Origin of the sequence: Candidatus Nitrosotenuis chungbukensis (genome assembly GCF_000685395.1) — an archaeon.
Taxonomy (GTDB): Archaea; Thermoproteota; Nitrososphaeria; order Nitrososphaerales; family Nitrosopumilaceae; genus Nitrosotenuis; species Nitrosotenuis chungbukensis.
The window spans coordinates 99794-125968 of the sequence record NZ_AVSQ01000009.1; the positions used below are offsets into that span (position 1 = coordinate 99794).

Sequence of the window (26175 nt, forward strand, 5' to 3'; positions counted from 1 at the left end):
TAAAATCACCTGTTAGCTTTTTTGTAAGACTTAATCATTTCTGCAAGAGCATCATCCATGGTTGTTAATTTGCCTGTTTCAGCCTGAATTTCACCCTGAATTTTGAGCATTTCTTTGTGGTTTTCGTCAGAAATACGGAGAGTTTTGACCATAATGCATATTTTGTATATGTAATATATGAAATCAACTATCAAGAAAAGGAACTTCAGCTCATCCATATATGCTCAATTTGTCCTTTGATCTTATTGCAGTCTGTATGAATTTTTGTCCCTGCTGATCACCAAGCATTACATTTTTGTCTACAGATTCCTGTGATATTGAAATTCCATTTTTTGCTAAACCTTTTGCAATATTTTTGAAATCAAAATAATATTTACTATCTTTTGGCATTTTAAAAGAGAGTGTGAATGCAGCAGCTTTGATAGCTTTGTCTATATCAGAGGCTTTTACATTCTCTCGCAAAAGATTTACTACTTTACTTAGTAATCTTTCGTACTTGATTTTTTTCTTTACTTCATAAAATGCATAACGCACATCAACTGAATCCCCATTCTCATCAATTTCTTTTTCAATTATGCGTTTTTCATCAGTTGGTTTTGTTTTACCTAAATATTCATCAGTAAATTGTTCATCGTCTAAAAAGTCTAATATTTTTCTTTTATACCATCCAGTCTTTAATTCACCGCTTTCAAATTGTTCGATATTTTTTGCAAATAGATCTATATGATAAAGATATGGCAATACATTTTGACCGTATTTGTATTCCAAATAATATGCCTTAATTTCATTTATTTTGTTTGTTGAAAGATATGTTAACTCATCAATGGTTTTTACAATAATTGGCTGTTCATGAAAATTAACTAGCTCAAATATTATTTTTCCAATCGCTAGATTTTTTTTAACTGCTTTTTCTAGGTATGCAGCAATCTTTCTCTTATCTGATAACTCATCTAGATCATCTATTCTATGTGTTGTCAATAAAGCAAATTCATTACCTATTTTACGTGGCCTTTCTCCTTCCTGCTCATATTTCTTACTAGTTTCAGCCTTAATTTTTTTGAGTAATGCAAGAATCTTGTCTCTAGCATCAGGGTACCCATGCAGAGAACGTGTCATGCGTGAAATTTCATCAAATAAATTTTCATTTGAAAGACCGTCATGATCCTCACCTACTATCTGACCTAGATAATATGGCAGTAGTTCTAACATGACCTCTCTTGAATATGACCAATCAAAAGTTGGAGTGTTATTTTCCCACATCATCATAGAATCAATGGCACGAGAAAGTTCTGACAATCTTGCAAAAAGGATTTCCAGCATTTCTTCTTTCCATTGTGGAAGTTTTTTTGGAGAAACTCCAAACATAATGAATTGAGCATGAGTAGTATAGAAACCTCCATATGTCCAACTCCAAACTTTTTTATTTTTTTTACATTTATCAATAAACTGTGCTGTAATGTCAATCTCATCAACATTTGTTGGAAGCGTTTTTTGATAACGAGCAGTGCTAATTTTTTTAATTAATCCCTTGCTTGCTAGAGATTCTAAAATGTTTGAAACATCTCTTGGTTTTATATCGTCTGCCTTACTCTGTAGACAATTTCTAAATTCAGTATTTGTGAACTCATTCTTCATGTTCTGAAGACAATCTTTTGCTGACTGTTTCATGGATATAGTATGTAGTGTCTTGTTGGTAAATTTTGTTACTTAAGAAAATTCTGAGAATCTTTGTTTAAATACGGATTAATGTAATTCTGTCTCATCTGATAATCAAACTCTGATCCATGTTTTCCAAATTTGTTAACTTGCATTTCTCTTGTTTTGGAATAAAGTTTACCGTGGGATACAGTAAAAAGTTAACCAAGAGCTAATTTATTTACCGTTAGTTGATAATAATAGGCATGGTTGATAAGGCAAAAGGAGCAAAAACCGATATCAAGTCTCTTATAGTCTTAGAGGACTATCTTTCGATCTTACTTGAGGCTTATCCAAATCCTATACGTGCAACAGATCTAGCAAAAAAAACCGATAAAAGTAAAGCAGCTATCTCTAAGATCCGGAAACGAATTCTACAAGTTTGTGATCCAAAAACAATGATTTTTGGAAGGAGTTTTCTCCTATCTGACGATCTAAATACTCTCCAAACGCTGTTTGTAGTATTTGCAGCAGCGGGAAAACATAGGCAGTTTCTCTCAAGTAAACTTGTAAGGCATTTTCTTAGTAGAAAAGCCATTCATCCTAGAATTATTGAACAATTTCCTACCTATGCTAAATATTTTGAAGTGGGTGATACCGAGTTTCTTTTTGATAAACTACTTGGTATGATCTCAAAAGTAGATCCAAAAGATCTTGAGAGCCTAATAAAGGGTTATTATATTAATGGCTCAGTTCTAGATCCAAGAAATCTACCATATTTCTCAAAAGTTCTTAATAAAATCCAACTTGAATTTAAAAATGACAAGGAATTATTACGCATGCTTTCTATTCGTGACAAATTCTTCTATCTCATAAGAGACACTCTTTGGTCGCATATTGAAAAAATGTCAATCTTGGATAATCTTACACAGCAAGAACGAGAAACTTATCTTAATGTTTACAAGCATACCGTTGATTTCTATTTAAAAAAGATCTTTAGTCAACTAAATGAGCCTCTTGTTAATGCTGCAATAACAATTGGCCTGAATAAGAATACACTTCCATTAGAAGTAGGATCGACTGCATTGGTGAAATAATGAGAAATGAACCTAATATCTACACCTCAAAAGGAGGAAACATCTGACATTGATGCTAAATTTCTATATGATCTAGTTTCTCAATGTCTTGGTAGAAAACTTGATCCATGTGTGGATAAATTAGCCTTGTCGAAGCCAGATTGGAACTCTCGTAGTGCTCAATTACACACTATACTATGCCAAATTAATCAGGATGGGTATGTTATGCTAAAGCGTTGCGCCGATAATCCATGTTATATACGACGTGAATATGTTATCGCAAAGATCAAAGAGAAAATAAAATGGCTTCCAAATTATAATGGCATTAAACAAAGTGGTATCAAATTAAGAGTAAATTCAGCTGATAATAATTGTGAATTACTATTAGGTTGGGAGAACAAAGAATTTGTTGTAATTGACATTGGAAATTATAAACTTACAAAAAGAATTTTTGAATTAGAACTAGCTGATATTGAAGATTTGGGAAGATTTTGTTTTGAATATGGGAGATGGGCCGCTTTTAATTATTTATTTGTAATTCGTGATAGAAATAATGCTAATTTCGTTTTCTTTACTAATACACACATACTTCATTCAATTGATAACGAAGATGGACCATTTGATTCAAATGGAAATAATGCTGGAACTGCAGATATTGTTACTAGTACAAGACAACACATTGAGAGATTAATTGTAGGACAAAATAGACCGCAATATATTCAAAAATTAATTGAAGGTTTTATAGATGGATGGAAAATGATAAGTGAACATATAGAATGCATTGATAATCTGGAACCAAATGAATTTGATTTACTAAAGAAAATGTTAAAAGATCCTGCTAGTGAAATAGCAGAAGCTATTTTTGTTTAGGAGAGTTTGTACGATGAATACTGTGTAGATTTATCTTTTGGATTGAATACACCGACACATGCAGTTTTGAAATTTGTGGTTTCTAATTCTTTTTCGAATTTTTGTTTTTGTTGATTAATTTCTACCCATTCAAAAGAACGCTTGTCTGTAATTAACCAAGATATTTCGCTTTGTTTCTGAACATCTTTTATGTATTTTAGAAATTCTTTTTTTGCTATAGATGTTTGCTCTCCTACAAGAAACCTTGAAGTTGTGTCAGTCATACATCAATTATTACAGTATTACCTTATAATCTGATCCAAAATTCACTTGTTTGATCAACTGTTTATAGACTTAAAATCAACTTCAAATTATCTGTTGTAGCCATTTCATGCCTGAAAATATACCATTCAAAATTTGAAATTATAAAATATTACGGGCGACGGCATAGTATGAATTTTATCTATAATTTTTCTTATAGTTAAATCAATTTATTGGATGATACGGTAAACCATACATCTTGATTGAGAACGAAAACACCTGGGCAAACGCAGTAAAAAACAACACGACTGACGAATTTCACAAAAAATTTGATCATGCACTAGAGTCATTTCAAAAAGATCTTGGAAAAACCTACCCTATGATAATTGGAGGGAAAGAAGTGTTTTCAGATGATTACTTTGAGGTAAAATCGCCATCTGATACAAAAATTATACTAGGGAAATTTCCGCTTGCAACAAAGGAACAAACGCAAAATGCAATCGAGTCTGCACACGATGCGTTTCCCAAATGGAGCCAAACCCCATACCAGGAGCGCGTTTCCTTATTTCGGGATATGGCGAGTCAGTTTTCAGCGCAAAAATTCATACTAGCTGCTATAGTTAGCATGGAAAACGGCAAAAACAGAACTGAGGCAATGGGAGAAATTGACGAAACGATAGACTTTCTCAGATTTTACGCAGAGCAGCTGGAAGCAAACTATGGATTTGTAAAACCAACGAAAAGCGCAAATCCGAAAGAAAGGACACAGAGTGTTTTAAAGCCATACGGAGTATGGGGTATAATTTCTCCGTTTAACTTTCCATCGGCTATTGCAATTGGAATGAGCAGCGGCGCGTTGATCACGGGAAATGCTGTTGTGCTAAAACCTGCAAGCGATACACCAATTTCCGCATTCCAGTTTGTCAATGCAATCTACAAAAGAATCCCATCATCTGCAATAAACTTGGTCACAGGTAGGGGTGGAGTAGTCGGACAAGCGATAGTTGAAAGTCCCCTAGTAAGTGGAATCGCATTTACAGGATCAAAGGAGGTAGGCATTTCAGGATTCAGGACATTTACCCGCGAATCCCCAAGGCCATTCATATCAGAGATGGGAGGAAAGAATCCCGTCATAGTGACGGAGTCGGCTGATCTAGAAAAGGCAACAGATGGTGTCTTACGAGCTGCATTTGGTTATGGCGGACAAAAATGCAGTGCGTGCTCTAGAGTTTACGTGCAAAAAAATATCGCCCCTCAGTTTACAGAAAAACTAGTCAGCAAAGTAAAAGAGCTTAAAATTGGCAAGCCATGGGAAAAGGACACCTATCTTGGACCAATCATAAATGATGCAGCGCAAAAAAAATTCGAAAGAGCAGTAGAAGTTGCAAAAAAGGACGGGAAAATAGCATATGGGGGGTCTGTCCTAAAAAACGGAATATACCAAAATGGCTACTATGTCCAGCCGACAGTTGTGACAAATCTACCACTGAATCATCAGTTGGTAAAAGAAGAGTTATTCCTGCCGTTTCTGTGTGTTGAAGAATTTGAAAACTTTGATGACGCAATAAAACAGGCAAACGAATCAGAATACGGCCTTACCGCAGGCATATTCAGCCAAGACAAAAAGCAAATTGACGAATTTTTCTCAAAAATAGAAGCGGGTGTAACATATGCAAACAGAGCTCAAAGCGCAACTACAGGTGCAATGGTACAATCTCAGCCATTTGTTGGATGGAAGAACTCTGGAATCTCAGGAAAGGGTGCAGGTGGGCAATACTATCTGACACAGTTTTTGCGGGAGCAAACCCAGACTATCTGCAATGAGTCATAGATTAGATTCTGTTTTCAATTTGCTTTCTAATAAATTTTGAAATTTCAACCTTATTCTTTCTTCCAGAACTGGTCACTTTTCCAGAGCTGTCTACTATCAAGATTTCGTTGTACTGGGGATCTTTTTGGTATTTGTAGCCGATGTCATTTGCGATTATCATATCTGCATCTGACTCGCGGAGCTTTTTTCTTGCAGATTCGATGAGTGATTTTTTGGAAATGTCAGTTTCTGCCTTGAACCCAACAAGAAAAACATCTGGCTGCATTTTCTTGACATGATCTATGATTTTTGGCGCCCTGTGTAATTTTATGACCAAGTTTTTGTTTGTGCTTTTTATTTTGGATCTTGCTTTTAGTGTGGTATAATCAGATGCGGCCGCTGATAAAATTACAATGTCATATTTTTTTTTCATTTCCTTTTTTACTGCACCAAACATTTCATTTACGGTTTTGACTGGTATGATTTTGGCCCCCTTTGGCGGCTCTTCTCTTCCAGGACCGTACACCAGTGTTACCTTTGCTCCTGCAGAAACAAGCTGGGATGCAAGCAATACGCCTGTTTTCCCAGTGCTCTGGTTTGTAATCACGCGAACGGGGTCAATGTATTCTATTGTCGGGCCTGCAGTGATCAGAATTTTTTTCCCATCTAGTATGGGGGAATGACCAAACTTTTTCAAAACATATTCCAAGACATCTTCAGGTTCGGCGACCTTTGCCTTTCCCTCAATCATTTGAGGCGAAATAAACCCGATTTTATCTTTGAGAAACCCGATATTTCGTAATACTGCAGAGTTTTCATACATTGCCTCATGCATTGCAAGTGCCATCAAAATTGGAATCTTTGCACCAAACCCGACAGTCAGGACAGTTGATACTGGAGTATCATCAATTCCATTTGCAAGCTTACCAAGCGTGTTTGCAGTAGCTGGGTACACCACAATGATATCTGACTGTCTGTAATCTGCTAGTTTGATGTGCTCCAGATCCCCAGTAAGCTTTGTAATTACCTCATTTCCAGTTGCCCACTTGAAGTAGTCTGGCTGGATCAGCTTGGTCACTGCATCGCTTGCAACACAAATCACATCCGCACCATGTCTCATCAAAAGTCTTGCAAGCTCAAGTGCCTTGTATGCTGCAACGCTTCCTGATATACACAGAACAATTTTTTTCCCTGACAGCTCTGTTCCGTATGACTCCACTATATCTAAAGATGGGTGCTTATTTGCCAATTTCCTTTCTTAATTTTTCAAGCTCGGATTTGTCCATTGAAAACCAGTTTTCCTCTGCAGGAAATTTTCCAGATTCAACATCTGTTCTATAGTTTGATACTGCCTTTGTTATCTGATCTGATAATGACAAGTATTGCTTTACAAATTTTGGTTTGAGCTTATCATACATGCCCAAAATATCGTGAACCACAAGCACCTGACCGTCACAATACTTTCCTGAGCCAATTCCAATTGTCGGAACGGAAATGGCTTCTGAAATTATCTTTGATACCTCATCTGTCACCATTTCAAGAGCTATGCTGAATACGCCTGCTTCTTCTAGCGCCTTTGCGTCCTCGATTAGTCTTACAGCGGCATCCTTGGTTCTTCCCTGAACTTTGTAGCCTTGTGCAAGCGTGGTGGTCTGGGGCTGAAACCCAATGTGCCCCATCACGGGAATGCCTGTTTCTACTATTGCCTTGATTGTACCTGACATTGCTTTTCCGCCTTCAAGCTTTACTGCATCTGCTCCCGCCTTTACCAGTCTGCCAGAGTTTGCGATTGCATCGCTAGTGCTTGCCTGGTACGACATAAATGGAAGATCGGAAACTATGAGTGCATTTTGGCGCGCCCTACTTACTGCCTCTGTAAACAAAACCATTTGATCCATGGTAACTGGAATGGTACTCTCATATCCTAACATCACCATGCCTGCACTATCGCCAACAAGCAGAATGTCAATTCCCGCCTTGTCACATAATGATGCCATGGTATAGTCATATGCGGTGATTACGGAAATTTTTGTTCCAGACTGTCTTTTTTCCAAGATGTCTCTTACTGACTTATGCAATCCTTGCCCTCCTTGTCAAGTAATTTCTTATTTCAGAGATGGATTTTGCAAGATTTTTTTTGTTATCAAACGGCATGTTGCGCAGTTTTTTCTTTTGCGTTTTTTCACAAGCGTCAATCAACTCCCTTATTCCACGAACGACATTGTCCACAATAGTAATGTCTGCTGTTTGTGCGGTCCTGGATAGTGGATTTAGGTCAAACGTAATGACTTTCTTTCCTGCTTTTTTGAGTGCTATAGTTCTGTCGCCGTCTTCCAGTGGGACCAACACTACGTCTGCAATGTAAATTCCATCCCTGTCTACAATTCTTCTTGCACTGTCTAGGCCAGAAATTCTAGTGGAGTTTTTCTTGTCCACACCAAGGATTTCTTTTGCACCGTTTTTGTGCAATACCTTCAAAATGGTTTGCTTTCTTTTTTCGTTGGCATAAAACAGATTTATCTCAATTTTTGCATTTGCTACCTTTGATAGTTCTATTATCTCCCTTGGACACAGCCCTGCAATGTTGCCGTTTACCGAGATAACAGGATGTTTTGCAGAAACAAGCGCAAATGCGGCTGCCTTTATCGCGTTTTTTGCAGATTTTGATGTTTTTTCACCTATCAAATAATCAAATGCCTCGCCACGGCCATGCGCCATGAGGCCTTCTTTTGCAACCAGTCCGTCATCAAACGCATTGACAAGTCGTTCCCTAACATACAGAGAATGAGCTCTTGGATGATTCTTTGGAATTAGATTTGTCATTTAGCTAACTAGTCTTGCTCCAAGATCATCAATTTTTGACTTGATAATGATTCCGTCATTGTACTTTTCCAATATTTTCAAAACTTTGTCTTTCAAATCTTGTGAAACAAGTGTGAAAATCGTCTCACCAAAAAGTGCAACACCACATTTTATTCCGTTTTTGTGCAGATCATCTATCACTGCTTTCATTTTGGGGGTTATGATGTTCACATAGTTTGCAAATTCTACAGATGAATCATGGAACTCATTGATGTCTTCTGACTGTACCAGTTTGTTTACCATTTTTCCGCCAAGACCGTTTATCGACGACATTCTCTCCTTCATGAACTGTTTTGTCGAAATTGGAGCAAAGCAAATCATGATTGCAGAATATGATTCGGTTGATATTTTTTTAATGGATCCAATTCCTGGAGCACCGCCTTTAACTCTGATCTCGAATCCGCCGTGATATGACGCCAAGACATCACCAAGACCTGTCTGGCAAGACACTTCTGCAACATGGGCAATCCTTCCGAGTTTTTCATTTGAAAATCCAGTTCCAAATGCTTGGTTTAGTGCAAAGGCAAGTGACAATGCAACCGCGGCGGAGCAGCCAAATCCATATCCAACTGGAACTTTGATGTCGTGGTGTATGCTGAGAAAATAACTTCCCTTGATATTTTTCAAAAATTCCCTGATCACAAATTCAGAGACTTGTGTGTTATCTGACTGATATCCTGTAACTCTGATCTTAAAATCAGTGTAATCAGATTCCTCGATTTCTACCGTAGTGATGACGCCTGATTGAATTGAAAACCCGGCCCCCAAAGACCCTTGAAATTCAGGCCTTTGTTTTTCATCTAACTCTGCCTTGAAAAATCCCGTTATGTGTGCAGGACTGAACGCCATTCCCCTCATGATCGCAGTTTAAATTTTACTAAAAATATAAGAATATGGCTTAAATTAATTATATTAGTATAAATTGACTAAATTCATTCGACGCCTGCAAAAGATTGGAAGCAGCATTCTGGTATCACTCCCAAAGGAATGGGTGGATGCAAACAAGCTTGAAAAAAGTACCGAAGTAGAAATTGAAACAAACGAAAACACCATCTCAATCACAGTAAACAAAACGGAAAGGCCCTCAAAGGAGGTGGTGATTTCGTATCCGCTTCCGCAGGACGAAAACATTGTTGCAGATATCACGGGCGCATATCTTCTTGGATATGACATAATTCGAATAAAGGGAAAGACTAGCATCCCAGTTGAGGACAGGGAAAAAATTCGTAACTCCATGAGAAGACTGGTCGGAATGGAAATAGTAGAGGAGGATTCTTCTAACATAAATGTCCAATTTCTCTTGGATGCAACCACACTAAATCCCGATAAAATTCTAAAACGAATTAGCTCAATTGCGCTAGGCATGTTCAATGACATCTCGCTGGCGCTAATCTCCGATGACAAGTCAAATCTTCAGACCCTTCCAAATAGGGACGACGAGGTAGACAGACAGTATTTCTTGCTTGTCAGATTAATTCGAAGCACAATGCTTGACAAAAGGCTTGCAACCACGTTTCATCTTGAAAACATTGATGTCTTGGATTATAGAATAGCTGCAAACATTTTGGAAACAGCCTGCGATACTCTGGTGGAAATTGCAAACACTATATCAAATACACATCTGTCTAAAAACGACCTTCGCAAAATTTACGATCTCACAAAGGACATTGAAAGCATACACCAAAAATCAATTGACGCATTCATTGGGCATAATAGAAGGCTAGCAATAGATGCAATATCACATCATAGAAAATTTCAGAGAAAAATATCTGATATTCGTTCCTCAATTGAGGAAAAAAACCAACTTCCGATAGATCTGGTGGATCTCATCTATATGTTTGAAAGAGTTTCAAGATCTTGGGCAGATATCTCGGATCTGGTAAAACCCATCTATAACTAGTATATCTTATTTTTTAGCGCATAGGTCAAAACCGCACATATGGTTTTAGAGTCAATGATCTTGCCGTTTTTTATCATGCCTAGTAATTTTTTCATATCTATTTTTACCACCGACATGATTTCATCGTCATCTAACATTTGGTCGCTGACTTTCTGTAGATTCTTTGCCACAAAACAGTGTATTGCCTCCTTGTTGTAGCCAACAGATGGATAATACGTGATAAGATGAGTCAGTTTCCTTGCCTTGTAGCCGGTTTCTTCTTGGATTTCGCGAAATGCGCATTTTTCAGGCTTTTCTCCCTTTTCAAGTGTGCCTGCAGGAATTTCTAAAATGTAGCCATGAGGAAATCTATGCTGCTTTACCAAAATTACCCTGCCTTTCTCATCAAAACCAAGTATTGCTGCTGCCCCACGGTGCTCAATTACCTCTCGTCTTACCTTTCTACCGTTTATGGTTAGATCGTATATGGTCAGACCTAGAATTTTCCCCTCATAGATTGTTTTTTTCTTCAACTGATGATTTTTTAGTTGAATGCTATTTTAATTTGTCTGGTACATCAAATGCAGCTTTCCAGAAGATTTTGAGCTCTTGATGGTATCCTTGATCCATTGCTGTGGCAGTTCTATCTTTTTTGGGATAAACAAATCTGCAATGGATACTCCTTTTACCATTCTTACCTGCTGCGTTATGTTGTCAAGCTCAAATATGTTATTGCTGTACAAGAATAGCACAATTTGGTTTTTTGCAATGAATGGCTTTTGCAAAAAATAGCCTGAAAATTCTTTTTTCAATCTGTTTAGGGTTTCATTTAGGTTTCCATCAATCCATGCCAATACAGCAAACGGTATGTACTGATCAAATTTTGAAGGATTGAAAATTAGAGTAAACTGGATTGCCTCGTCATTTTGTAATTTCTTTAATGATCTTGCAACTGTTTTTGTGGACAGCTTGGCGGTCTTTGCAAGATCTTCAATTTTCATTCTTGGGTTTTTCATGAGCTGGTTTATTATTTCAAGATCCGTTTTTATCAAATCTGATCTCACGCCAGGATTGACAGCTTCAAAAATGCTGAGAACTCTAACATCTTTCATGAGATTTTTCATGATCTCTATTTTTTGCTGCACGTCTTCTTTTACCACGATGCCGCAAACTGTAATTCCGCCAACACAAGGAACCATGAAAAATGGTTCGCCGATTAGTTTTACCTGCTTTAGGATTTCATCGGAATCTTGGCCTGTCGTTACGATGTAGATTAGATTGTAACCTAACACCGGCGGCTCTATCTTTAATGTGAAATTTTCAATCATTTTGCTCTGAATCATCTTTTCAATTCTGGACTTCACCGCAGCACCAGAAATTCCGATTCTATTGCCTATTTGCCTGTCTGATTCCCTACAGTTGTCCAGCAATGAGCCTAGGATTTTTAGGTCTAATTTGTCCAATTTGTTATTTTTAGGCATTAATTTCTTATTAAAGGATACTATTCTTATGTAAAAGTGTCTATTATATTCAAAATATGTAGATAATATATTAAATATCGGACTATTCTGTATTAATCGTTGGATTACAGGATTCAGCTGGCAACTAGAATGCTTGCAAACAAGAGGGGCAGTTTGCTTGGCGCAATCATGGCAGTATCCATTGGAATTTTGGTAATTCATGTTAATTTTGTAATATTTCAGGGATTGTATGACGCAATAATTCGTGACTTGTCAGGATATAGGTTTGGAGACGTGCTTGTGACAAACAGAGAAGACGTCATTACGGAAAAATCCGACGTTTTTTTAGTAAATTGGTTTGAGAGAATACCGTATGTAGAGGCTGCTGCCCCTAGGATGTCCTCATCAGCCTCAATCAATGTTACCAAGTCTGGAAAAATAATTCAAGATTTTCAGGTTCCAGTTGTTGGAGTTGACCCATTTCAGGACACCAGAGTGTCAACCGTCCATGAAACAGTAAGTGAGGGACAGTACGTCTTTTCAAGAAACTCAATTGTTGTTGGTTCTATTGTAGCGCGTGATCTTGGTGGTGTAACTGTTGGGGATAATCTGCAGCTAAAGATAGTAAACAGGCATGGTGAGGACGCAATAAAGCGTTTTATTGTAACTGGCATAGCAAGATCACCCGGTGGACAAGGGTTTGACTCTGACGTTGTCATACATATTGATACACTACGAGATATGCTGGATCGTAACAAAGAAACCGGCCAGATTCTTGTCAAACTAAACGATCCAACAAAAGCTGACGAGGTAAAGGATCTCTTTTTGCGTTCTTTTCCAAACGATGACTTTAAGGCAGAAACAATAGAAGAATCCGCCGAGCAAACTCTGAGTGGATTCAGATCAGGAATCGCAATGATCAACATGATTGGTTATTTTGGAATGATGTCGTCTGCTTTTGCAGTGGTGACAATTCAGATAATGCTGGTGTCAAGCAAGACACGTGAAGTGGGAATTATGAGGGCAATCGGAGCAAAAAGGAAGGATATTCTCATAATCTTCTTGTTTCAGGGCATGATTATAGGCATGGTGGGCGCAGGAGTGGGAACGGCCTTTGGCCTGAGCTACACATTTTATGCAAAGGAGACCAAAATGTCATTTCAAGGAAGTCTTCCGCTTCAGGTAAGCTATGATTGGTCCAAGATAACACAGACTGCAATCATGGCATTCGGACTTGCAGTTATCGCTTCAATTTATCCTGCATTCAAGGCGACAAAACTTCAACCAGTGGAGGCGATGCGCTCTGTCTAGTGTTCTAGAAGTAAAAAACTTGAACAAAACTTATGGTGAGGGCGATACCAAGGTTCGTGCCTTAACCGATGTTTCGTTTTCCATAAAGAAAGGAGAATTTGTATTGATTGTTGGAAGCTCAGGATCCGGCAAATCCACACTACTAAACATGATAGGACTGCTTGATAAGCCGACAAGTGGGCAGGTATTGATCGATGGTACAAACACAATAACTCTTGGCGACAATCAAGTATCATCGTTTAGGAATTCAAAGCTCGGATTCATATTCCAATTTTCTAATCTTCTAACTGATCTTACAGTTTTAGAAAATGTCTTGCTACCGCGTAACATCCAACACTCAAACCAGAATGTGATGACTGAAGCTAAAAACTTGCTAAAGGCAGTAGGCCTTGAAAGCCAAATGAATAAACGCGCAAACAAAATTTCTGGAGGACAGGCTCAAAGAGCAGCAATAGCAAGAGGCCTGATAAATAATCCAGCTATAGTTTTGGCTGACGAGCCAACAGGAAACTTGGATTCTATTACCGCAGAAACCATTGTACAACTAATGAAGTCGATGGCAAAAAAACTCAACCAAACTTTCATTATTGTTACACACGACAGGCAACAGTTTGGCGAGGTGGATAGAGTTATTACAATTAGAGACGGCCGTGCATTTGAAGGCGAAGACTTGCCTCACGAAATGGAGATCAAGGTATGAATTATTCTAAATTACTTGTTTTATTCTCAGTACTCGTATTGGGCCAGTTTGTAGCCTTGAATGCGTTTGGCCAAGTCAGCTCAAACGAGTCTCCGTTCAAGCGAGAATTTGGAGCAGTGAAAATCCTTGACGCCTACTTTGGAACCCTAGAGCAAAAAATTGAGGTGGCTCCAGGCGACAAAAATGTTCCATTTACCGTAGTGTTTGCAAATGTAGGAACCCAGGATATCACTGGAATAAAGGGGCAATTACAGCTTCCTCAGGGATTTAGCTCCGCAGATGGAAAGGACGCACTTATTGTGGCAGATAGTGACAGTGAATCACAGGCAGGAGATAATTTCTCTTTGACATTTTTCGTTAATCTTGATTCACATATTCTAATCCAGCAATATCCAGGAACAGTAAAAGTTGACTATTCAAGACTTCGTGAATCCGGTCAAAGAAACGAATTTTTTGATTTCAAGTTCAAAGTAACCGGAGATAGTACTCTAAATCTAAAGGCAGTTGATCCGTTTCTAACTTCTATCAAAAATAACAAAGCTACCATAGAGATATCAAATTCTGGAACGGCACCAATATCTAATGTAAAAATTATTCTAGGAAATACGCAAAATACCATATCTTCAACCCAAGTGTCGCTCACCAATGTTGAAAATGTAGTTTTTGATCAAAATAGCTGGGATGTTGGAACAATTGAGCCAAAATCATCAAAATACATTTCATTTCAGGTGTATATCCCAGAAAACATACACACCGAAACACTGCACACTCCGATGGAAATAACTTACTTTAATGCCCACGGAGACAAGGTTGAGACAACACAAAACGTAGATTTTTACATTAATGGACTAATCGATCTAAGGATTTACGATGTAAATGTGATCGATCTCTCGGGAAAACAAACTGTAATAGGTGAAATCATCAACGAAGGAAACACTAATGCCTTGTTTGGATTTGTAACCTTGGAACCACTGGGTGATTCCAACATCAAAAAAACAACACAATTCATAGATGAAATCGAAACTGATTCGCCAGTACCGTTTAACATCCCAGTAGAGTTTGACGGAGAGCCGAAGTTTGGCAAACATGATATCAAAATCACACTGCGATACAAGGACGACTCGCGAATAGAGCATTTGTTTGATTATGACACCGCTGTATTTCTAAAAGATACAACAGTAATCCCAGAACCTACAATATCTGATTACATGCCAGGTATGATTGGCTTGGTAATTGCAGCAATTGTAGGCGTGATTATTTTCAAAAAAATTAGGAAAAAGAAAGAGCTAGTTACAAGCTAAAACACACTAGAATTATAAGCAATTAGCAGCATTGCGGATCATGACTTGGGATGAAATCGAGGTCCCCAAAGAACTAAGGCCGTTCATGCTTGAAAAAGCAGAAGAAACCCTACTTGGCCACAAAAACGGCTCAATCAAGCAGTATCGTTATGGAAATTTACACATAAGGGAATACAACGACAAGTATTTGGTTCACATGGACAAGATAGACCCGAGAAAAAACCCACTTGGACACCTGGCACTTGATGCGCCCGAAGTACTAGTCGGGCTTGCAAGTGGAGCATTCGGCGGGGCAAAGGTGGCGTCATACCTATACAAAAACAGCAAAAAAACAAAAAAAGATATGCAAGTTTCTGCAGCTGCGGGAGTGATATCATCTCTGGTAATAGGTTATGTTGGATACAAGCTTGCCAAAAAAATCAAAAACGAGTGAGGTAATCAATCATAACTGCTTTTAGAACAATCAAGGTACTTGGCAAATTAATCCCAATAATCATTTCATTACGAAAGGACAGAAGGGAGTGGGTACGCCGAGAGGGAAAAAACATTGACAATGAAAAATTCCAGAAAAATGCAAGAAAAGTTCTTGATACCTTTGTGTCACTTGGACCAGTCTACATAAAACTTGGTCAGTGGCTGTCATCTAGGGCAGACATTTTGCCGCAGCCATACATGGAGGAGCTAGCAAAACTGCAAGATGATGTGCCGGCATCCTCGTTTGAACAGGTAAGACCAATTATTGAAAATGATCTGGGCCCACTTGACAAAGTATTTTCCTCAATTAACAAGACGGCGATCTCTGGCGCGTCTCTTGGGCAGGTTTATCTTGCAAAAGTAGAACAAAAAAACGTCATAGTGAAGGTCAAGCGGCCAGGAATTGAAAAAATAATTGAACAGGACATCAGAATTCTAAAAAAAATACTGCCACTTGCAATGAAATTCGTAGATCCAAATCTTCGCTTTTCTGCACAATCAATGCTAAAACAGTTCATAGAGACGATACATGAGGAGCTTGACTACACCATAGAATCAAAAAACCTCAAGACCATCAAAAAAAATCTTACTCGACACGACAACGTAATGATACCTGAGGTTTACGATGACTATTCCTCAAAAAACGTACTCACAATGGAATACATTCCCGGAATCAAAATCACAAACATCGAGGACCTTGACAAAAAGGGAATTGACAGGCAAAAAATTGTAATTGACGTGCACAAGGTGTTCTTTACTATGCTCTTGCGCGATTCCATATTTCACGCAGATCCGCATCCTGGGAACATTTCGGTTGCAGATGACGGTTCTTTGATTTTGTATGATTTTGGAATGGTTGGAAGAATAGACAATGAAACCCGGTTGAGGCTGATTCGGTTGTACCTTGCCCTGGTGGAAAAAGACCCAGCAAGGACAGTAAACGCAATGAATGATCTCGGGATGCTGACTCCTGACTTTAACCGCTCAGTGATAGAGCAGGGAATAGACATGTCAATTCGCACAATGCATGGAAGAAAGCCAGACGAAATGGAAGTAAGAGCACTCATGGAACTTGCAAATAAAACAATGAGCCGTTTTCCATTCATGCTTCCAAAAAATCTTGCATTATATCTTAGGATGAGCTCAATTATTGAAGGAATCTACAAGACACACAAAGTAGATTTCAAGTTTGTAAAAGTGCTAAAAAATATCTTAGAGGAAGAGCATCTAATCAAGGATGCCTATATCGAGGAACTGAAATACTCATTTGTACGTTTTGCAAAATCAATTGACGCGACAATTTCAATTGCTCCTGAGCTAAAGAAATTTTTGGAGGAAAACAGATCACTTCAGCTAAACACAAAACCGAAAAATAACACCCTGCTTTCCGGAAGCATACTTGCATCCTCAATGTTTATTGGATCTGCATTGGTATATTCGTCAAACCAAACATATGGATTGTTTGGAATGGTTGGAGCACTGATTGTTATGGGGATATTTGCTGCGTTTAGAAAGCGATAATCATTCTATTGAAATCTGTTTTCCTTTTTGAGAGATTGGAATCCTGATTATCAACACGCCCTGGGAAAATTTTGCAGAGCTAATTGCGTCTTCTCCCTCCTTAATGTGAGCCGGAAGCAGGATTTTTTTATCAATCATACTTGGTCGCTGCTTGCAAACCATGTTTTCTTTTTCGGGTTCGTGTTTCTCTGCCCTAATTGATAGTATATTCTTGTGTAATGTGATCTTGATGTCTTTTTTATCAAATCCAGGCAAATCAATTACTGCAACAAGATGGCTGTCCTCCAGATACATGTCTATTGGGGGAAGCACTAACTCGTAAAATTCGCGCGACTTGTTACCTATCTCCCTCATCATTTCCCCTGCCATGTATCGTACTATGCCCATTGTGCTTAATTTGTGTTTTTTAGTTATAAGTTTTGGTGGATTTACCAGATCATTTTCTAGTCTGGACAATATCCCAAATTCAATATACTAAAATGATTTGACAAAAATCAACTATTATGAAAATAATTTATGCATTAGTTTCACTGTTAATTGTTTTTTCAAGTTTTGAAATTTTTGCCTTTGGGCAAAGTATGACCGAGGTTGACAATGACAAGTACATTTTTAGAATTTTTGTTGATCAAAAATATTATGATTCAGAAAAAGGATTCTATACCAAGATATCAGTTCAACCAAGAGTAGATTACTCTAATTTGTATGACTTGTTAAAAAATGAGGAAAACGCGGTGGTGATTTACCCAATTTTTACCCAGAGTGCATATTCTGAAAATGGATTTTATGACTATTATCACAAATTATGTGATGAGCAATGTCTTGAAGTACCGATCCGGCAAATAGGAGATGGCAATTACAATTCATCTGATATTTCATACCAAGTTCTGAAAATTCTTGGATATCCAGTCATAACAGATGTGGATGTAGATAGGGATCCAACAATACTTGACTCATACGACAAGGTAATAGTCCTGCACAACGAATATGTTACAAAAAAAGAATTCAATGCAATAACTAGTCATACAAATGTCATCTACTTGTATCCAAACGCACTATATGCCGAAGTACAATATGACGAGAGTTCAAACAAGATCAAACTAATCCGAGGACACAATTATCCTGAACAAAGTATAACAAACGGATTTGATTGGGAGTCTGATAATTCATCACAAGAATATGATACGGAGTGTTTCAGCTGGCAAATGTATGAAATAAAAAATGGTTTGATGCTTAACTGTTATCCGGAGCAAATAATTTTCAAGGATGCATTTATCTTGATGGCAATAAAACACTCTGATGATCCATTCTGGTGGAATATTTCTCAAAAATACGGTACAATGATCCCAAGCGATGAGTACCAAAAACTCAAACCTGTTCTAGATAGCCTGAATACTAATATCCGAAATACAGAAAGCCAAAACATCCAAAACACAGAGAATCAGAACATTCCAAAAAATACGAGCGACGGCGGTTGCCTAATTGCAACCGCTACATATGGCTCAGAGCTAGCTCCCCAAATACAACAGCTCAGGGAATTAAGAGACGAACAATTGTTACGAACCGAATCTGGCTCTAATTTCATGTATGGATTCAACCAATTCTATTATTCGTTTTCGCCAACAATTGCAGATTGGGAAAGAGAGAGCCCAGTGTTCAAAGAATCTGTTAGGATTGCTATAACTCCAATGATCTACTCCATTTCAATGCTAAACTATGTAGACATGGACTCCGAAGCTAAAGTGTTAGGATATGGGATATCTTTGATTTTACTAAACGTAGGAATGTATTTGGTAGCTCCTGCAGTCGTAATTTACAAAGTTAGGAAGTTTAAATTCAAAAGAACCCATCTTGGAGTTTTAAAAATATAAAAATTTCTAAAAATCATGCCTGTGACATATGGCTAATTCATCTATAGACCTTGATAGATTTTTAATTACTGGGATTTCATCTCATTACAATTGATTATCGTAATTGAAGGAAGTGATCAGGCAGGGAAAAAAACACAGTCTGATCTTTTGGCAAAAGCACTAAAAGCAAGAAAGCTAAAGGTAAAAATCTTCAGCTTTCCTGACTACACCACCCCACTTGGAAAAGAAATTGACAATTTTTTGCATGGAAAGAGAAAGTTTTCCCCACAAGTAATCCACTGTCTTTTAGCTGCAAACAGATGGGAAAAACTTCAAGAAATCAAAAAGGCACATTCTGAAAACTCGGTTCTAATCATGAACCGATACTATCAATCTAATCTTGTTTATGGTGCTGTGAATAAGCTTAATTTGAAATGGCTTCAAAACTTGGACGAAGGCCTTCCAAAATCTGACTTGGTTATAGTTCTCGATGTTTCCCAAAAAGAATCCTTTAATCGTAAAAAATCAAAACGGGACAAATTCGAAAAGGACAGAAAATTCCTAGACCAGATATCAAAAACCTACAGAAAGCTTGCAAAGAAGCTAGGTTGGAAACTAGTCGATGCTTCACGTCCAAAAGAAGAAGTACATCAATCCATAATGGAAATAATTGCAAAAAAGATTGTAAAACTATGAAACCATTTCTTGATATCGTAGATCCAATTCACAACTTTATTCGAGTCTATGAAACAGAACTAAAGATAATAGATTCACCGATCTTTCAACGATTACGAAGAATACGGCAGCTCTCAGGGGCGCACCTTACCTATCCAAGTGCTCAGCATTCCAGATTTGAACACTCACTTGGAGTAATGCACATTGCAGGCCAGGCAGCAAATGCGCTAAAAGAAAAAGGACTACTAAACCCAGATCAAATACAAAACATCCGGCTTGCAGCATTACTCCATGATGTTGGACACGGGCCATTTTCGCATCTATTTGAAGAAGTGCTACAGGAAAAAAGAAAAATCTCGCATGAAGAAATGGGAAAAAAAATTATTTTAAAATCTGAGATTGGAGACATCTTGTCAAAATCTGGGTTTGATAAAAAATTCATAACAAAGCTTGCCTTTGGCGATACCAAATACAAATTTGTCAACGAAATCATCTCAGGCTCGCTTAGCGCAGATATGATGGATTACCTGCAGCGGGACGGGTATTTTACGGGAGCAGAGCATGCAAAAATAGATCACCAAAGAATCATCCAGTCCCTAGACGTATACAAGGGAAGACTCGCGCTTGACAGGTCTGCACTGTATTCATTTGAATCCATGGTTCTATCTAGGTATCAAATGTTCAAGGCAGTCTACTTTCACAAAACTGTAAGGTCAGCAGAAGTAATGATGCTAGAATCAATCAGACTTGCAGACAACCAGCTGAACTTTACCTCGCTAAATCTAGACGAATACGTCAAGATGACAGACGAGTTTGTCGTGGCGCAAATTCTTTCACTATCAACTTACACAGACGAGCTAAAAAGGGCAAAACAGTTTGCAGAGGACTACCAAAACCGCAGACTGCTAAAATGCGTACACGAACAACTAACAAACAGAAAATTCACCAAAACCCACGAAAACAAGATAAAACAAGATATTGCAAAAAGATCCAAAGTAAGCACAAACGAGATATTTGTAGACACCACTACAACTTCATCTCTGCCACTCACACCGTCTAAGGAAAAATCAAAGTCAATCATACTTGTCACAGAAGGTACTACAAAGTCAATTAAGGAAATACCGTTTTCAAAAATACCCGTGGTTTCATCAATAGCGGGTTCCATGAACATTATACGAATTTACACCCCTGCGCGGTACAGAAAAAAAGTTGAAATTGCAGCAAAATTGATTCTTGGTGATTAGATGGCAAAAAGAAGAGTTGTAATCAAGCTTTCCGGGCGAATCTTTGGAATAGAAAACAACGAAAAGTTGCTCAAGGATTATGCGACATTCCTTGTAAAAATTAGCAAAATTTGCCAGCCAATAATAATAGCAGGCGGAGGTAAAATTGCACGACACTACATCTCACATGCCCGCTCTTCTGGCGCAGACGAATCAACCCTTGATGAGCTGGGAATTGAGGTCTCTAGGCTTAACGCAAAGCTCCTAATCTACGCACTAAAGGACAAGGCCTATCCGCACCCGCCAACCACACTTGCCGAGACAAGGCACGCAGTAGACAGCGGACTAATTGTCGTGGCAGGAGGACTGCATCCAGGACAAAGCACAAACGGAACCGCTGCTCTGATTGCCGAAAAGGTACAGGCATCAGAATTTCTAAACGCAACAGACGTGGATGGAATCTATGATTCGGACCCGAACAAAAATCCCAAGGCAAAAAAGTTCAAGAGAATCGAACTAAGGAATCTTCGCAATATTTTGGTGCATGAGGATTCCCATGCAGGCGGCTATGACCTGATGGATATAGTTGCACTCAAAGTAATTGAGCGCTCTAAAATCAAGACGCGCGTACTAAAGGCAGACATTTCTATTCTGGAAAAGGCGATCAAAGGCTCGCCGGTAGGAACCGAAATCATAATTTAAAAATCACTTTAGCTCGTTTTGCACAGTTGGATATTGCTCTGTCCAAATTTCCACTTTCTCACCCGCGTACTCTTCTATTCCAGATTCTTTTGCTTTTTTGAAAATTTCCATTGCGGCATCTTTCTCAAGTGCCTTTGACTGTGCCTTTGTATATCCTTCCGCATCAACCAGTATGGTAACGTATCCATCGGCCGTATGAATCACCGCAACAAGGTTTTCTTCCCCGATTGGAATAAACTGGCCGTCCTTCTTTTTTGTAGTCAGCGTCAACATTGCAAACCCGCCAAGCTTGAATAGAAGCATTTGGGATTTGCTTGATCGCTCCTTCCCAATTCTGACTGCCTGAAAATACTGCAACAATGTTTACAAAAAAATTATTCCTATAAGCATTTCATCTTAACGTTTAGATAGACAAAAACAACGAAAATTATCGTTGAACTCTAGACTCATTCTTGCAATAGTTGGAGCAGGAATAGCGGGAATAATAGGACTTGTTGCGTTTTCTGGCTCACAGTTTATCAACGACATATCAAAGGACGGCTTGGGCAAACTATCGCCTGCCCCAATTGAGGTAATTCCTCTTCAAATTGAGCTTGCGAACCTATCTGTGATAGAGGTCACAGACGAGCAAGCAACCATACAAATTGATTTTAGGGTCACCGATCTTAACTACAAATCTATCATTTTACAGCTAATCAAGTACGAACTATATGAAAATGGAGTGAGAATAACAACGGAGGAAATCGGGCAAAGACCAGAGGGAATGGTTGATGTGTCAAACTACTTTACCATACTAAGCAACAGCCCGCAAATAATAGGCGAGAAAATCACAATTAAAAACACCGGCAACATGCCAGAGCTTTGGTCAGCATTAACAAACAATACCGCAAAATGGACAGTCAAGGGGGAAGCCTACTATAATTTGAGTTCGATGACAAGCGGCCACGAGAACATCACGCCGTTTGAGTTCACAAGATAACGATCGTTTAGTATAAACAAACATAGATTTAGTATGTTTTTTGGGCCGAAAATAACAGAATGTTACTAAGTCAGTACTCTGTAAATAATCTCATTCATGCAACAGAATCCCTCTTGGACATAACCAGAGTCCTTAACGTTGAGCTTGCCAGCCTTCAAAGACTAAAGGACGAAGTAATACAACAACAACAAGAAGCACACAAACAAGGGCAGCTTGTCAAAAAAATGACAAACTATCTGAGTACTGAGCTTGGAAGATTGGAACTAGAGACTGACAAAATTGACAGTCCATCGTTTTCTATGAACAGTGACTTGGATAAATTTTCAGAAACAGAAACAAAATTGCGAGTTCTCAGGGGCAGACTGAGTGAATTTGTCGATGAAGAAGATACTGAGAATCTCAAAAAAGCCGACTCGACTATCTCAAATGATCTAAAGGGCTTTGAATCATTCTTGCTTGATCTGACCAGCCTGCTAAACCAAAGAATACCAAATCTTGAAAAAGTAATAGACCGACTAAGGGGGGAAAGCAGAGAAGCCCAGCAACAAAAGGTTCTGCTAAAGGAAATGGTTGATCTATTCAACACAGAAATGGAGGAGCTTGATTCCACCTTCACCAAACTAAAATCCAAGCTTACTGTATCATAGAATTGTAAAATTATGATAATTTGCCTGTATGGAAAAAATTTTGGAGAAATTATATATGATTCGGGATACGAATGCAAGCAAATGGCAGAAGCAGCATTAGCAGCATATGGCTCAGTAATTGGTGTTGGCATTGCCTTTGCAGTAGTATTATTTGCATTACGTGGCAAGGGTCATCCAGAATCAGCCGAATAAATCAAAAGATCAAAAGATCTTTCACTCTTTTTACTTGTCTTTTTTGACTCCGAGCAGTTCTGAAATTGAGAACTGTTTTCCTTCGTGCTTCTTTATGAAACAACGCTCGTAATACTGACAGGTAGAGCATTCTGTGGATGGCTCTAAAATTGGAGTCTTTTTGTCGCTTATCAGGTTGCTAAAAACCCGTACTCTGCGTATTACCTCTTCAAACATTTTTTTCTCCCTGATTAGTGCAAATGATGACTCTTTTCCACCATCTGTAATGTAGATTATGACTCCTTCGGATTTATTAAAAATCCACAGGCACGCGTTTAGGTGCAAAACGTCGCTTGCAAATGGAACGTCTGGGGAGACGGGGACTGTCTTGAAGATAATCACAACATCGTCTACTATCATGTCTGGCTGGCCCTTGAGAGTTATCTCGTCAATGGCGAACTGGCCTACTTTGGAACCATAAGGCAACTTTCTAATTAATCCGCCAAACAAATTTCCAAAAGTCTTGTCTTCTTGTTCTTCCCTGTCAAACCTATCGAAATAGGATCTTCGCATACAGCGTACAATTTCGTGCAGAAAAATTATCTTGCTGTCGTTTGGATCTGTTGCCTGTAGTTCTACCTCCCTTGTGATGGCATCTATTGCGGTAGTGATCGTCTTTCTGTAGTCCCTATCACCCATCATGGGAATTTCTCCTCCATACTAGCTCAAAATCTCCGTCAGTCTCTTTGAGATCCTATCAGAAAAGGCAAGTGTCACAAAATGAATTCCAAACCCGATTACTGCCCCAACTACAAGATTTGTTGTCGTAAAGTAAATTCCTAAAAATATCCCAAGCGGTGGAATTGTGAGAATTAATGCAAGAAAGGTGCTGACCCAAACCGTATTGACCAATGCCTCTGTTGTAATGTCCTGCTTTTTCCTGTGAATCTTGATCATTGTTGAACGTACGGAAGTTTTACTATATATAATTACACGCGTGTTATTCTTCTGATTCTATTATCAGCCTTGACATTGTCGTTTGTGGAGAAATTTTCTGCTCGACGGCAAACGCAATTGCCGCAATGTTTCTCACCTCATATGCAGTCAGCTTTGTTATTCCGACAATGGTTGAGAAACTAAACATCTTGGAAAATGATCTGTTTACTGCCTTGTAGATTGCCATTTCAAATGCATGCTCAAACTGAGAGATTGCCTCGATCTCATTTTCTGTTTGTGGCACCAGTTCTCTGTATCGCGTAGTTGCAAGCTCATCAAATATGCTTTTTACAGAATCAGCAGACATCATTTTTCCAAGAAGATCCTTTGGTATGCTTGGTGTATGCGTCACGATGAGATTTTTTATCTGCTCTTCATCAAGTCCCCAAAACTTTCCTCTAATGATGCTAAGTATGTTGTAAAAATCAATATCCATTCCCGCAAGTCGCATCAAATCTCTGTCACGTGAATTCCTAATTGCCCTGCCGAGTTGCTGATACAAAATTTTATCCAAGAACACGTCAAAAACCTGGATGTTCTTTTTGTCATTGTATATGGTTACTGCCTTTGCTACTTCGTCTCCAAATTCTATTCCGCCAAGACTTGCTACTGCTTCCTCGAGATCCTTTGCTACTAGGGCCTTTAGAATGACATCTCGCTGGTTTATCAGCTCCTCTGCATGCAAATTCAGGTTTGGCTCTATCTCCTCTTGGGTTTTTCCAAGGGCCTTTCCTTTTAGAATTAGCTTCAAGTTTGATATTACAAATTTCAAATAATATGCATCCAAAACATCAGACTGGCCAGCAGATTTTGCAATGGAATAATGAATGTCTGCAAGTTCGCTTCTTAGGGCAGATTCTATATTTCCTGCAGTAAACGGCTTTTGAAGCTTTGATACGGCATCGGCATACTTTGTGTTCTTTATTCTCGTTAGTAGTTCCTCTAAATCACGAGATTCTGCCAGGGTTTGCAGTTCCGTCTTGGTTAGGAGTCTTCCTCTTTGGCTAAACGACTTTACTGATGAAAAAACCTTCTGCGAACCCATAATTTTGCCGAGTTTGCCTAGCGGATTTTAATGTTTGGGGAAAATTTACAAAATTAATTGACACTTTTTAGAAAATTCAGAGTTTTTTCCTTTTCTGTTTTTCCCATGTTGACAAAACTCTCAAGGAATTCCTTTTGAATTCGGATTATTTCGTCTGACTCCTCTATGAATCTAGCCTGGTTCAGAGGTAACGGATTGTCCAATCTGCCCTCGCAATATGCCCTGACATAACCCTTAAACAGCGAATAGGTAAACCGCGGAACAAATTTTAGCAAAGTCTCAATCTCCTCTTGAAAATCCTTGTCAATGTGTTTGGTTTCTTTAAAAAATTTCTCTAAAATTTTCTCTCTACCAATAATTTCATCAAGCGCAAGTGACACCAGAAGGCCTTTTTGAGTAAGCTGGTAGTATGGAATTCCTTTTTCTTGTAATGCCTTCGGTCCTCGTTTGAGTGGCAGTCTTCCCGCCTCGATCGCGATTCCCATTGGAATCAGTATTTCGTCAAGATCGCGAAATATTCCAGAGTAAATATTCTTCCAGATGGTCCCGTTTTCCTGCGCAATTTTTTGTGCAATTGCAGTTCTGGTCATTTGAGAAGGATTGGTCTGCGTTGCCAAGTTCACGATTATTGCTCTTTGCCTTTGTGCTTCTCCTGTAAGCTCCTCCTGCTTTGTTTTGAACGTCTCAAAAATTGCAAGCCTTGGCGTGTCTTTCAAGATCCATCTCTCCATATTATATGACATAATTTCAT

At 38.5% G+C, this 26175-nt stretch carries 30 protein-coding genes; 15 read left to right on the forward strand and 15 right to left on the reverse strand.

Annotated features, from left to right (window positions below; translation table 11 throughout):
• Positions 1-5 precede the first annotated feature (5 nt).
• A complete protein-coding gene (locus NKMY2_RS02535; protein WP_157832423.1) occupies positions 6-194 on the reverse strand; it encodes a hypothetical protein in 189 nt (62 codons plus the stop codon).
• A gap of 16 nt (positions 195-210) precedes the next feature.
• Positions 211-1668, reverse strand: coding sequence for a hypothetical protein (locus tag NKMY2_RS02540; protein ID WP_042684135.1), 1458 nt, complete (start codon positions 1666-1668; stop codon positions 211-213).
• 233 nt (positions 1669-1901) lie between these two features.
• Between NKMY2_RS02540 and NKMY2_RS02545 the strand changes: the two genes are divergently transcribed.
• Entirely contained in the window at positions 1902-2732 is an 831-nt protein-coding gene (locus NKMY2_RS02545) for a hypothetical protein (RefSeq protein WP_042684137.1), read from the forward strand.
• A 6-nt stretch (positions 2733-2738) separates the two neighbouring features.
• Positions 2739-3581: a hypothetical protein gene (locus NKMY2_RS02550; protein WP_042684140.1), complete on the forward strand. Its 843-nt coding sequence runs from the start codon at positions 2739-2741 to the stop codon at positions 3579-3581.
• Here NKMY2_RS02550 and NKMY2_RS02555 read toward each other — a convergent pair.
• Positions 3578-3844 carry a hypothetical protein gene (locus NKMY2_RS02555; protein ID WP_042684143.1) on the reverse strand — a complete coding sequence of 89 codons (267 nt, stop codon included), beginning with the start codon at positions 3842-3844 and terminating at the stop codon, positions 3578-3580. The genes NKMY2_RS02550 and NKMY2_RS02555 overlap by 4 nt on opposite strands.
• 236 nt (positions 3845-4080) lie before the next feature.
• Between NKMY2_RS02555 and NKMY2_RS02560 the strand changes: the two genes are divergently transcribed.
• Positions 4081-5652, forward strand: coding sequence for an aldehyde dehydrogenase family protein (locus tag NKMY2_RS02560; protein WP_052347464.1), 1572 nt, complete (start codon positions 4081-4083; stop codon positions 5650-5652).
• A gap of 1 nt (position 5653) precedes the next feature.
• Here the strand turns inward: NKMY2_RS02560 and coaBC are convergent, their stop codons facing one another.
• The 4 genes from coaBC to NKMY2_RS02580 are packed head-to-tail and all read right to left on the reverse strand — an operon-like array spanning position 5654 to position 9351.
• A complete protein-coding gene (coaBC, locus tag NKMY2_RS02565; RefSeq protein WP_042684153.1) occupies positions 5654-6880 on the reverse strand; it encodes a bifunctional phosphopantothenoylcysteine decarboxylase/phosphopantothenate--cysteine ligase CoaBC in 1227 nt (408 codons plus the stop codon).
• Positions 6870-7709, reverse strand: coding sequence for a 3-methyl-2-oxobutanoate hydroxymethyltransferase (gene panB / locus NKMY2_RS02570; RefSeq protein WP_042684155.1), 840 nt, complete (start codon positions 7707-7709; stop codon positions 6870-6872). The genes coaBC and panB overlap by 11 nt, the downstream gene beginning before the upstream one ends.
• Positions 7702-8454, reverse strand: coding sequence for a 4-phosphopantoate--beta-alanine ligase (locus tag NKMY2_RS02575; RefSeq protein ID WP_042684157.1), 753 nt, complete (start codon positions 8452-8454; stop codon positions 7702-7704). Before NKMY2_RS02575 ends, panB begins: the two co-directional genes overlap by 8 nt.
• A complete protein-coding gene (locus tag NKMY2_RS02580) occupies positions 8455-9351 on the reverse strand; it encodes a pantoate kinase (protein ID WP_042684159.1) in 897 nt (298 codons plus the stop codon).
• A 64-nt stretch (positions 9352-9415) separates the two neighbouring features.
• Between NKMY2_RS02580 and NKMY2_RS02585 the strand changes: the two genes are divergently transcribed.
• Positions 9416-10393 carry a phosphate signaling complex PhoU family protein gene (locus NKMY2_RS02585; protein ID WP_042684163.1) on the forward strand — a complete coding sequence of 326 codons (978 nt, stop codon included), beginning with the start codon at positions 9416-9418 and terminating at the stop codon, positions 10391-10393.
• Here the strand turns inward: NKMY2_RS02585 and NKMY2_RS02590 are convergent.
• Together NKMY2_RS02590 and NKMY2_RS02595 are read right to left on the reverse strand one after the other, a co-directional pair.
• Entirely contained in the window at positions 10390-10905 is a 516-nt protein-coding gene (locus NKMY2_RS02590) for an NUDIX hydrolase (protein ID WP_042684166.1), read from the reverse strand. The genes NKMY2_RS02585 and NKMY2_RS02590 overlap by 4 nt on opposite strands.
• Positions 10906-10932: 27 nt before the next feature.
• A complete protein-coding gene (locus NKMY2_RS02595; protein ID WP_042684261.1) occupies positions 10933-11835 on the reverse strand; it encodes an AsnC family transcriptional regulator in 903 nt (300 codons plus the stop codon).
• A gap of 147 nt (positions 11836-11982) precedes the next feature.
• Here NKMY2_RS02595 and NKMY2_RS02600 point away from each other — a divergent pair, with 147 nt between their 5' ends.
• Genes NKMY2_RS02600 through NKMY2_RS02620 form a run of 5 tightly spaced genes read left to right on the forward strand, consistent with a single transcriptional unit; the run spans position 11983 to position 17139 of the window.
• Positions 11983-13143, forward strand: a complete 1161-nt coding sequence (locus tag NKMY2_RS02600) for an ABC transporter permease (protein WP_042684264.1) — start codon at positions 11983-11985, stop codon at positions 13141-13143.
• Between the two features lie 19 nt (positions 13144-13162).
• Positions 13163-13843, forward strand: a complete 681-nt coding sequence (locus NKMY2_RS02605) for an ABC transporter ATP-binding protein (protein ID WP_076613370.1) — start codon at positions 13163-13165, stop codon at positions 13841-13843.
• Positions 13840-15144 (forward strand): COG1361 S-layer family protein, encoded by a 1305-nt coding sequence (locus NKMY2_RS02610; RefSeq protein ID WP_042684169.1) that lies wholly within the window; start codon positions 13840-13842, stop codon positions 15142-15144. Before NKMY2_RS02605 ends, NKMY2_RS02610 begins: the two co-directional genes overlap by 4 nt.
• Positions 15145-15184: 40 nt before the next feature.
• Positions 15185-15577 carry a hypothetical protein gene (locus tag NKMY2_RS02615; protein WP_042684171.1) on the forward strand — a complete coding sequence of 131 codons (393 nt, stop codon included), beginning with the start codon at positions 15185-15187 and terminating at the stop codon, positions 15575-15577.
• Positions 15578-15588: 11 nt separating this feature from the next.
• Positions 15589-17139 (forward strand): ABC1 kinase family protein, encoded by a 1551-nt coding sequence (locus tag NKMY2_RS02620; RefSeq protein ID WP_042684173.1) that lies wholly within the window; start codon positions 15589-15591, stop codon positions 17137-17139.
• Here NKMY2_RS02620 and hsp14 read toward each other — a convergent pair whose 3' ends face one another.
• The gene (hsp14, locus tag NKMY2_RS02625) at positions 17140-17526 is read right to left on the reverse strand and encodes an archaeal heat shock protein Hsp14 (protein WP_042684269.1); all 387 of its coding nucleotides are present in this window, start codon (positions 17524-17526) and stop codon (positions 17140-17142) included.
• A gap of 191 nt (positions 17527-17717) precedes the next feature.
• Here hsp14 and NKMY2_RS10950 point away from each other — a divergent pair, with 191 nt between their 5' ends.
• The 4 genes from NKMY2_RS10950 to pyrH all read left to right on the forward strand — a co-directional run bounded on the left by NKMY2_RS10950 (position 17718) and on the right by pyrH (position 21586).
• The gene (locus tag NKMY2_RS10950; RefSeq protein ID WP_238549747.1) at positions 17718-19007 is read left to right on the forward strand and encodes a CFI-box-CTERM domain-containing protein; all 1290 of its coding nucleotides are present in this window, start codon (positions 17718-17720) and stop codon (positions 19005-19007) included.
• Between the two features lie 90 nt (positions 19008-19097).
• On the forward strand, positions 19098-19682 hold the full coding sequence (gene tmk, locus NKMY2_RS02640) for a dTMP kinase (RefSeq protein ID WP_042684176.1): 585 nt from the start codon (positions 19098-19100) through the stop codon (positions 19680-19682).
• Complete coding sequence (locus NKMY2_RS02645; RefSeq protein ID WP_042684177.1) at positions 19679-20905, forward strand: HD domain-containing protein; 1227 nt, start codon at positions 19679-19681, stop codon at positions 20903-20905. The genes tmk and NKMY2_RS02645 overlap by 4 nt, the downstream gene beginning before the upstream one ends.
• Positions 20906-21586, forward strand: a complete 681-nt coding sequence (gene pyrH / locus NKMY2_RS02650) for a UMP kinase (RefSeq protein ID WP_042684178.1) — start codon at positions 20906-20908, stop codon at positions 21584-21586.
• Between the two features lie 3 nt (positions 21587-21589).
• Here pyrH and NKMY2_RS02655 read toward each other — a convergent pair whose 3' ends face one another.
• Positions 21590-21943: a hypothetical protein gene (locus NKMY2_RS02655; RefSeq protein ID WP_042684180.1), complete on the reverse strand. Its 354-nt coding sequence runs from the start codon at positions 21941-21943 to the stop codon at positions 21590-21592.
• A gap of 76 nt (positions 21944-22019) precedes the next feature.
• Here NKMY2_RS02655 and NKMY2_RS02660 point away from each other — a divergent pair, with 76 nt between their 5' ends.
• Entirely contained in the window at positions 22020-22565 is a 546-nt protein-coding gene (locus tag NKMY2_RS02660) for a hypothetical protein (RefSeq protein WP_042684183.1), read from the forward strand.
• 59 nt (positions 22566-22624) lie between these two features.
• The gene (locus tag NKMY2_RS02665; RefSeq protein WP_042684186.1) at positions 22625-23212 is read left to right on the forward strand and encodes a hypothetical protein; all 588 of its coding nucleotides are present in this window, start codon (positions 22625-22627) and stop codon (positions 23210-23212) included.
• A 222-nt stretch (positions 23213-23434) separates the two neighbouring features.
• Here NKMY2_RS02665 and NKMY2_RS02675 read toward each other — a convergent pair whose 3' ends face one another.
• The 4 genes from NKMY2_RS02675 to NKMY2_RS02690 are packed head-to-tail and all read right to left on the reverse strand — an operon-like array spanning position 23435 to position 26140.
• Positions 23435-24085, reverse strand: a complete 651-nt coding sequence (locus NKMY2_RS02675) for a hypothetical protein (protein WP_042684189.1) — start codon at positions 24083-24085, stop codon at positions 23435-23437.
• An 18-nt stretch (positions 24086-24103) separates the two neighbouring features.
• Positions 24104-24340 (reverse strand): hypothetical protein, encoded by a 237-nt coding sequence (locus NKMY2_RS02680; protein ID WP_042684191.1) that lies wholly within the window; start codon positions 24338-24340, stop codon positions 24104-24106.
• Between the two features lie 43 nt (positions 24341-24383).
• Positions 24384-25424, reverse strand: a complete 1041-nt coding sequence (locus tag NKMY2_RS02685) for a V0D/AC39 family V-type ATPase subunit (RefSeq protein ID WP_238549748.1) — start codon at positions 25422-25424, stop codon at positions 24384-24386.
• A gap of 53 nt (positions 25425-25477) precedes the next feature.
• On the reverse strand, positions 25478-26140 hold the full coding sequence (locus NKMY2_RS02690) for a hypothetical protein (RefSeq protein ID WP_238549749.1): 663 nt from the start codon (positions 26138-26140) through the stop codon (positions 25478-25480).
• Positions 26141-26175 lie beyond the last annotated feature (35 nt).

What these genes read in the sequence shown, in the direction of transcription:
- NKMY2_RS02550 (WP_042684140.1), top strand. Translation starts at nt 2,739, where the DNA reads ATGAACCTAATATCTACACCTCAAAAGGAGGAAACATCTGACATTGAT.
- NKMY2_RS02685 (WP_238549748.1), bottom strand. Translation starts at nt 25,424, where the DNA reads ATGGGTTCGCAGAAGGTTTTTTCATCAGTAAAGTCGTTTAGCCAAAGA.
- hsp14 (WP_042684269.1), bottom strand. Translation starts at nt 17,526, where the DNA reads ATGGGCATAGTACGATACATGGCAGGGGAAATGATGAGGGAGATAGGT.
- pyrH (WP_042684178.1), top strand. Translation starts at nt 20,906, where the DNA reads ATGGCAAAAAGAAGAGTTGTAATCAAGCTTTCCGGGCGAATCTTTGGA.
- NKMY2_RS02645 (WP_042684177.1), top strand. Translation starts at nt 19,679, where the DNA reads ATGAAACCATTTCTTGATATCGTAGATCCAATTCACAACTTTATTCGA.
- NKMY2_RS02615 (WP_042684171.1), top strand. Translation starts at nt 15,185, where the DNA reads ATGACTTGGGATGAAATCGAGGTCCCCAAAGAACTAAGGCCGTTCATG.
- NKMY2_RS02555 (WP_042684143.1), bottom strand. Translation starts at nt 3,844, where the DNA reads ATGACTGACACAACTTCAAGGTTTCTTGTAGGAGAGCAAACATCTATA.
- NKMY2_RS02540 (WP_042684135.1), bottom strand. Translation starts at nt 1,668, where the DNA reads ATGAAACAGTCAGCAAAAGATTGTCTTCAGAACATGAAGAATGAGTTC.
- NKMY2_RS02545 (WP_042684137.1), top strand. Translation starts at nt 1,902, where the DNA reads ATGGTTGATAAGGCAAAAGGAGCAAAAACCGATATCAAGTCTCTTATA.
- NKMY2_RS02680 (WP_042684191.1), bottom strand. Translation starts at nt 24,340, where the DNA reads ATGATCAAGATTCACAGGAAAAAGCAGGACATTACAACAGAGGCATTG.
- NKMY2_RS02575 (WP_042684157.1), bottom strand. Translation starts at nt 8,454, where the DNA reads ATGACAAATCTAATTCCAAAGAATCATCCAAGAGCTCATTCTCTGTAT.
- NKMY2_RS02665 (WP_042684186.1), top strand. Translation starts at nt 22,625, where the DNA reads ATGTTACTAAGTCAGTACTCTGTAAATAATCTCATTCATGCAACAGAA.
- NKMY2_RS02580 (WP_042684159.1), bottom strand. Translation starts at nt 9,351, where the DNA reads ATGAGGGGAATGGCGTTCAGTCCTGCACACATAACGGGATTTTTCAAG.
- NKMY2_RS10950 (WP_238549747.1), top strand. Translation starts at nt 17,718, where the DNA reads ATGACCGAGGTTGACAATGACAAGTACATTTTTAGAATTTTTGTTGAT.
- NKMY2_RS02600 (WP_042684264.1), top strand. Translation starts at nt 11,983, where the DNA reads ATGCTTGCAAACAAGAGGGGCAGTTTGCTTGGCGCAATCATGGCAGTA.
- NKMY2_RS02675 (WP_042684189.1), bottom strand. Translation starts at nt 24,085, where the DNA reads ATGATGGGTGATAGGGACTACAGAAAGACGATCACTACCGCAATAGAT.
- NKMY2_RS02610 (WP_042684169.1), top strand. Translation starts at nt 13,840, where the DNA reads ATGAATTATTCTAAATTACTTGTTTTATTCTCAGTACTCGTATTGGGC.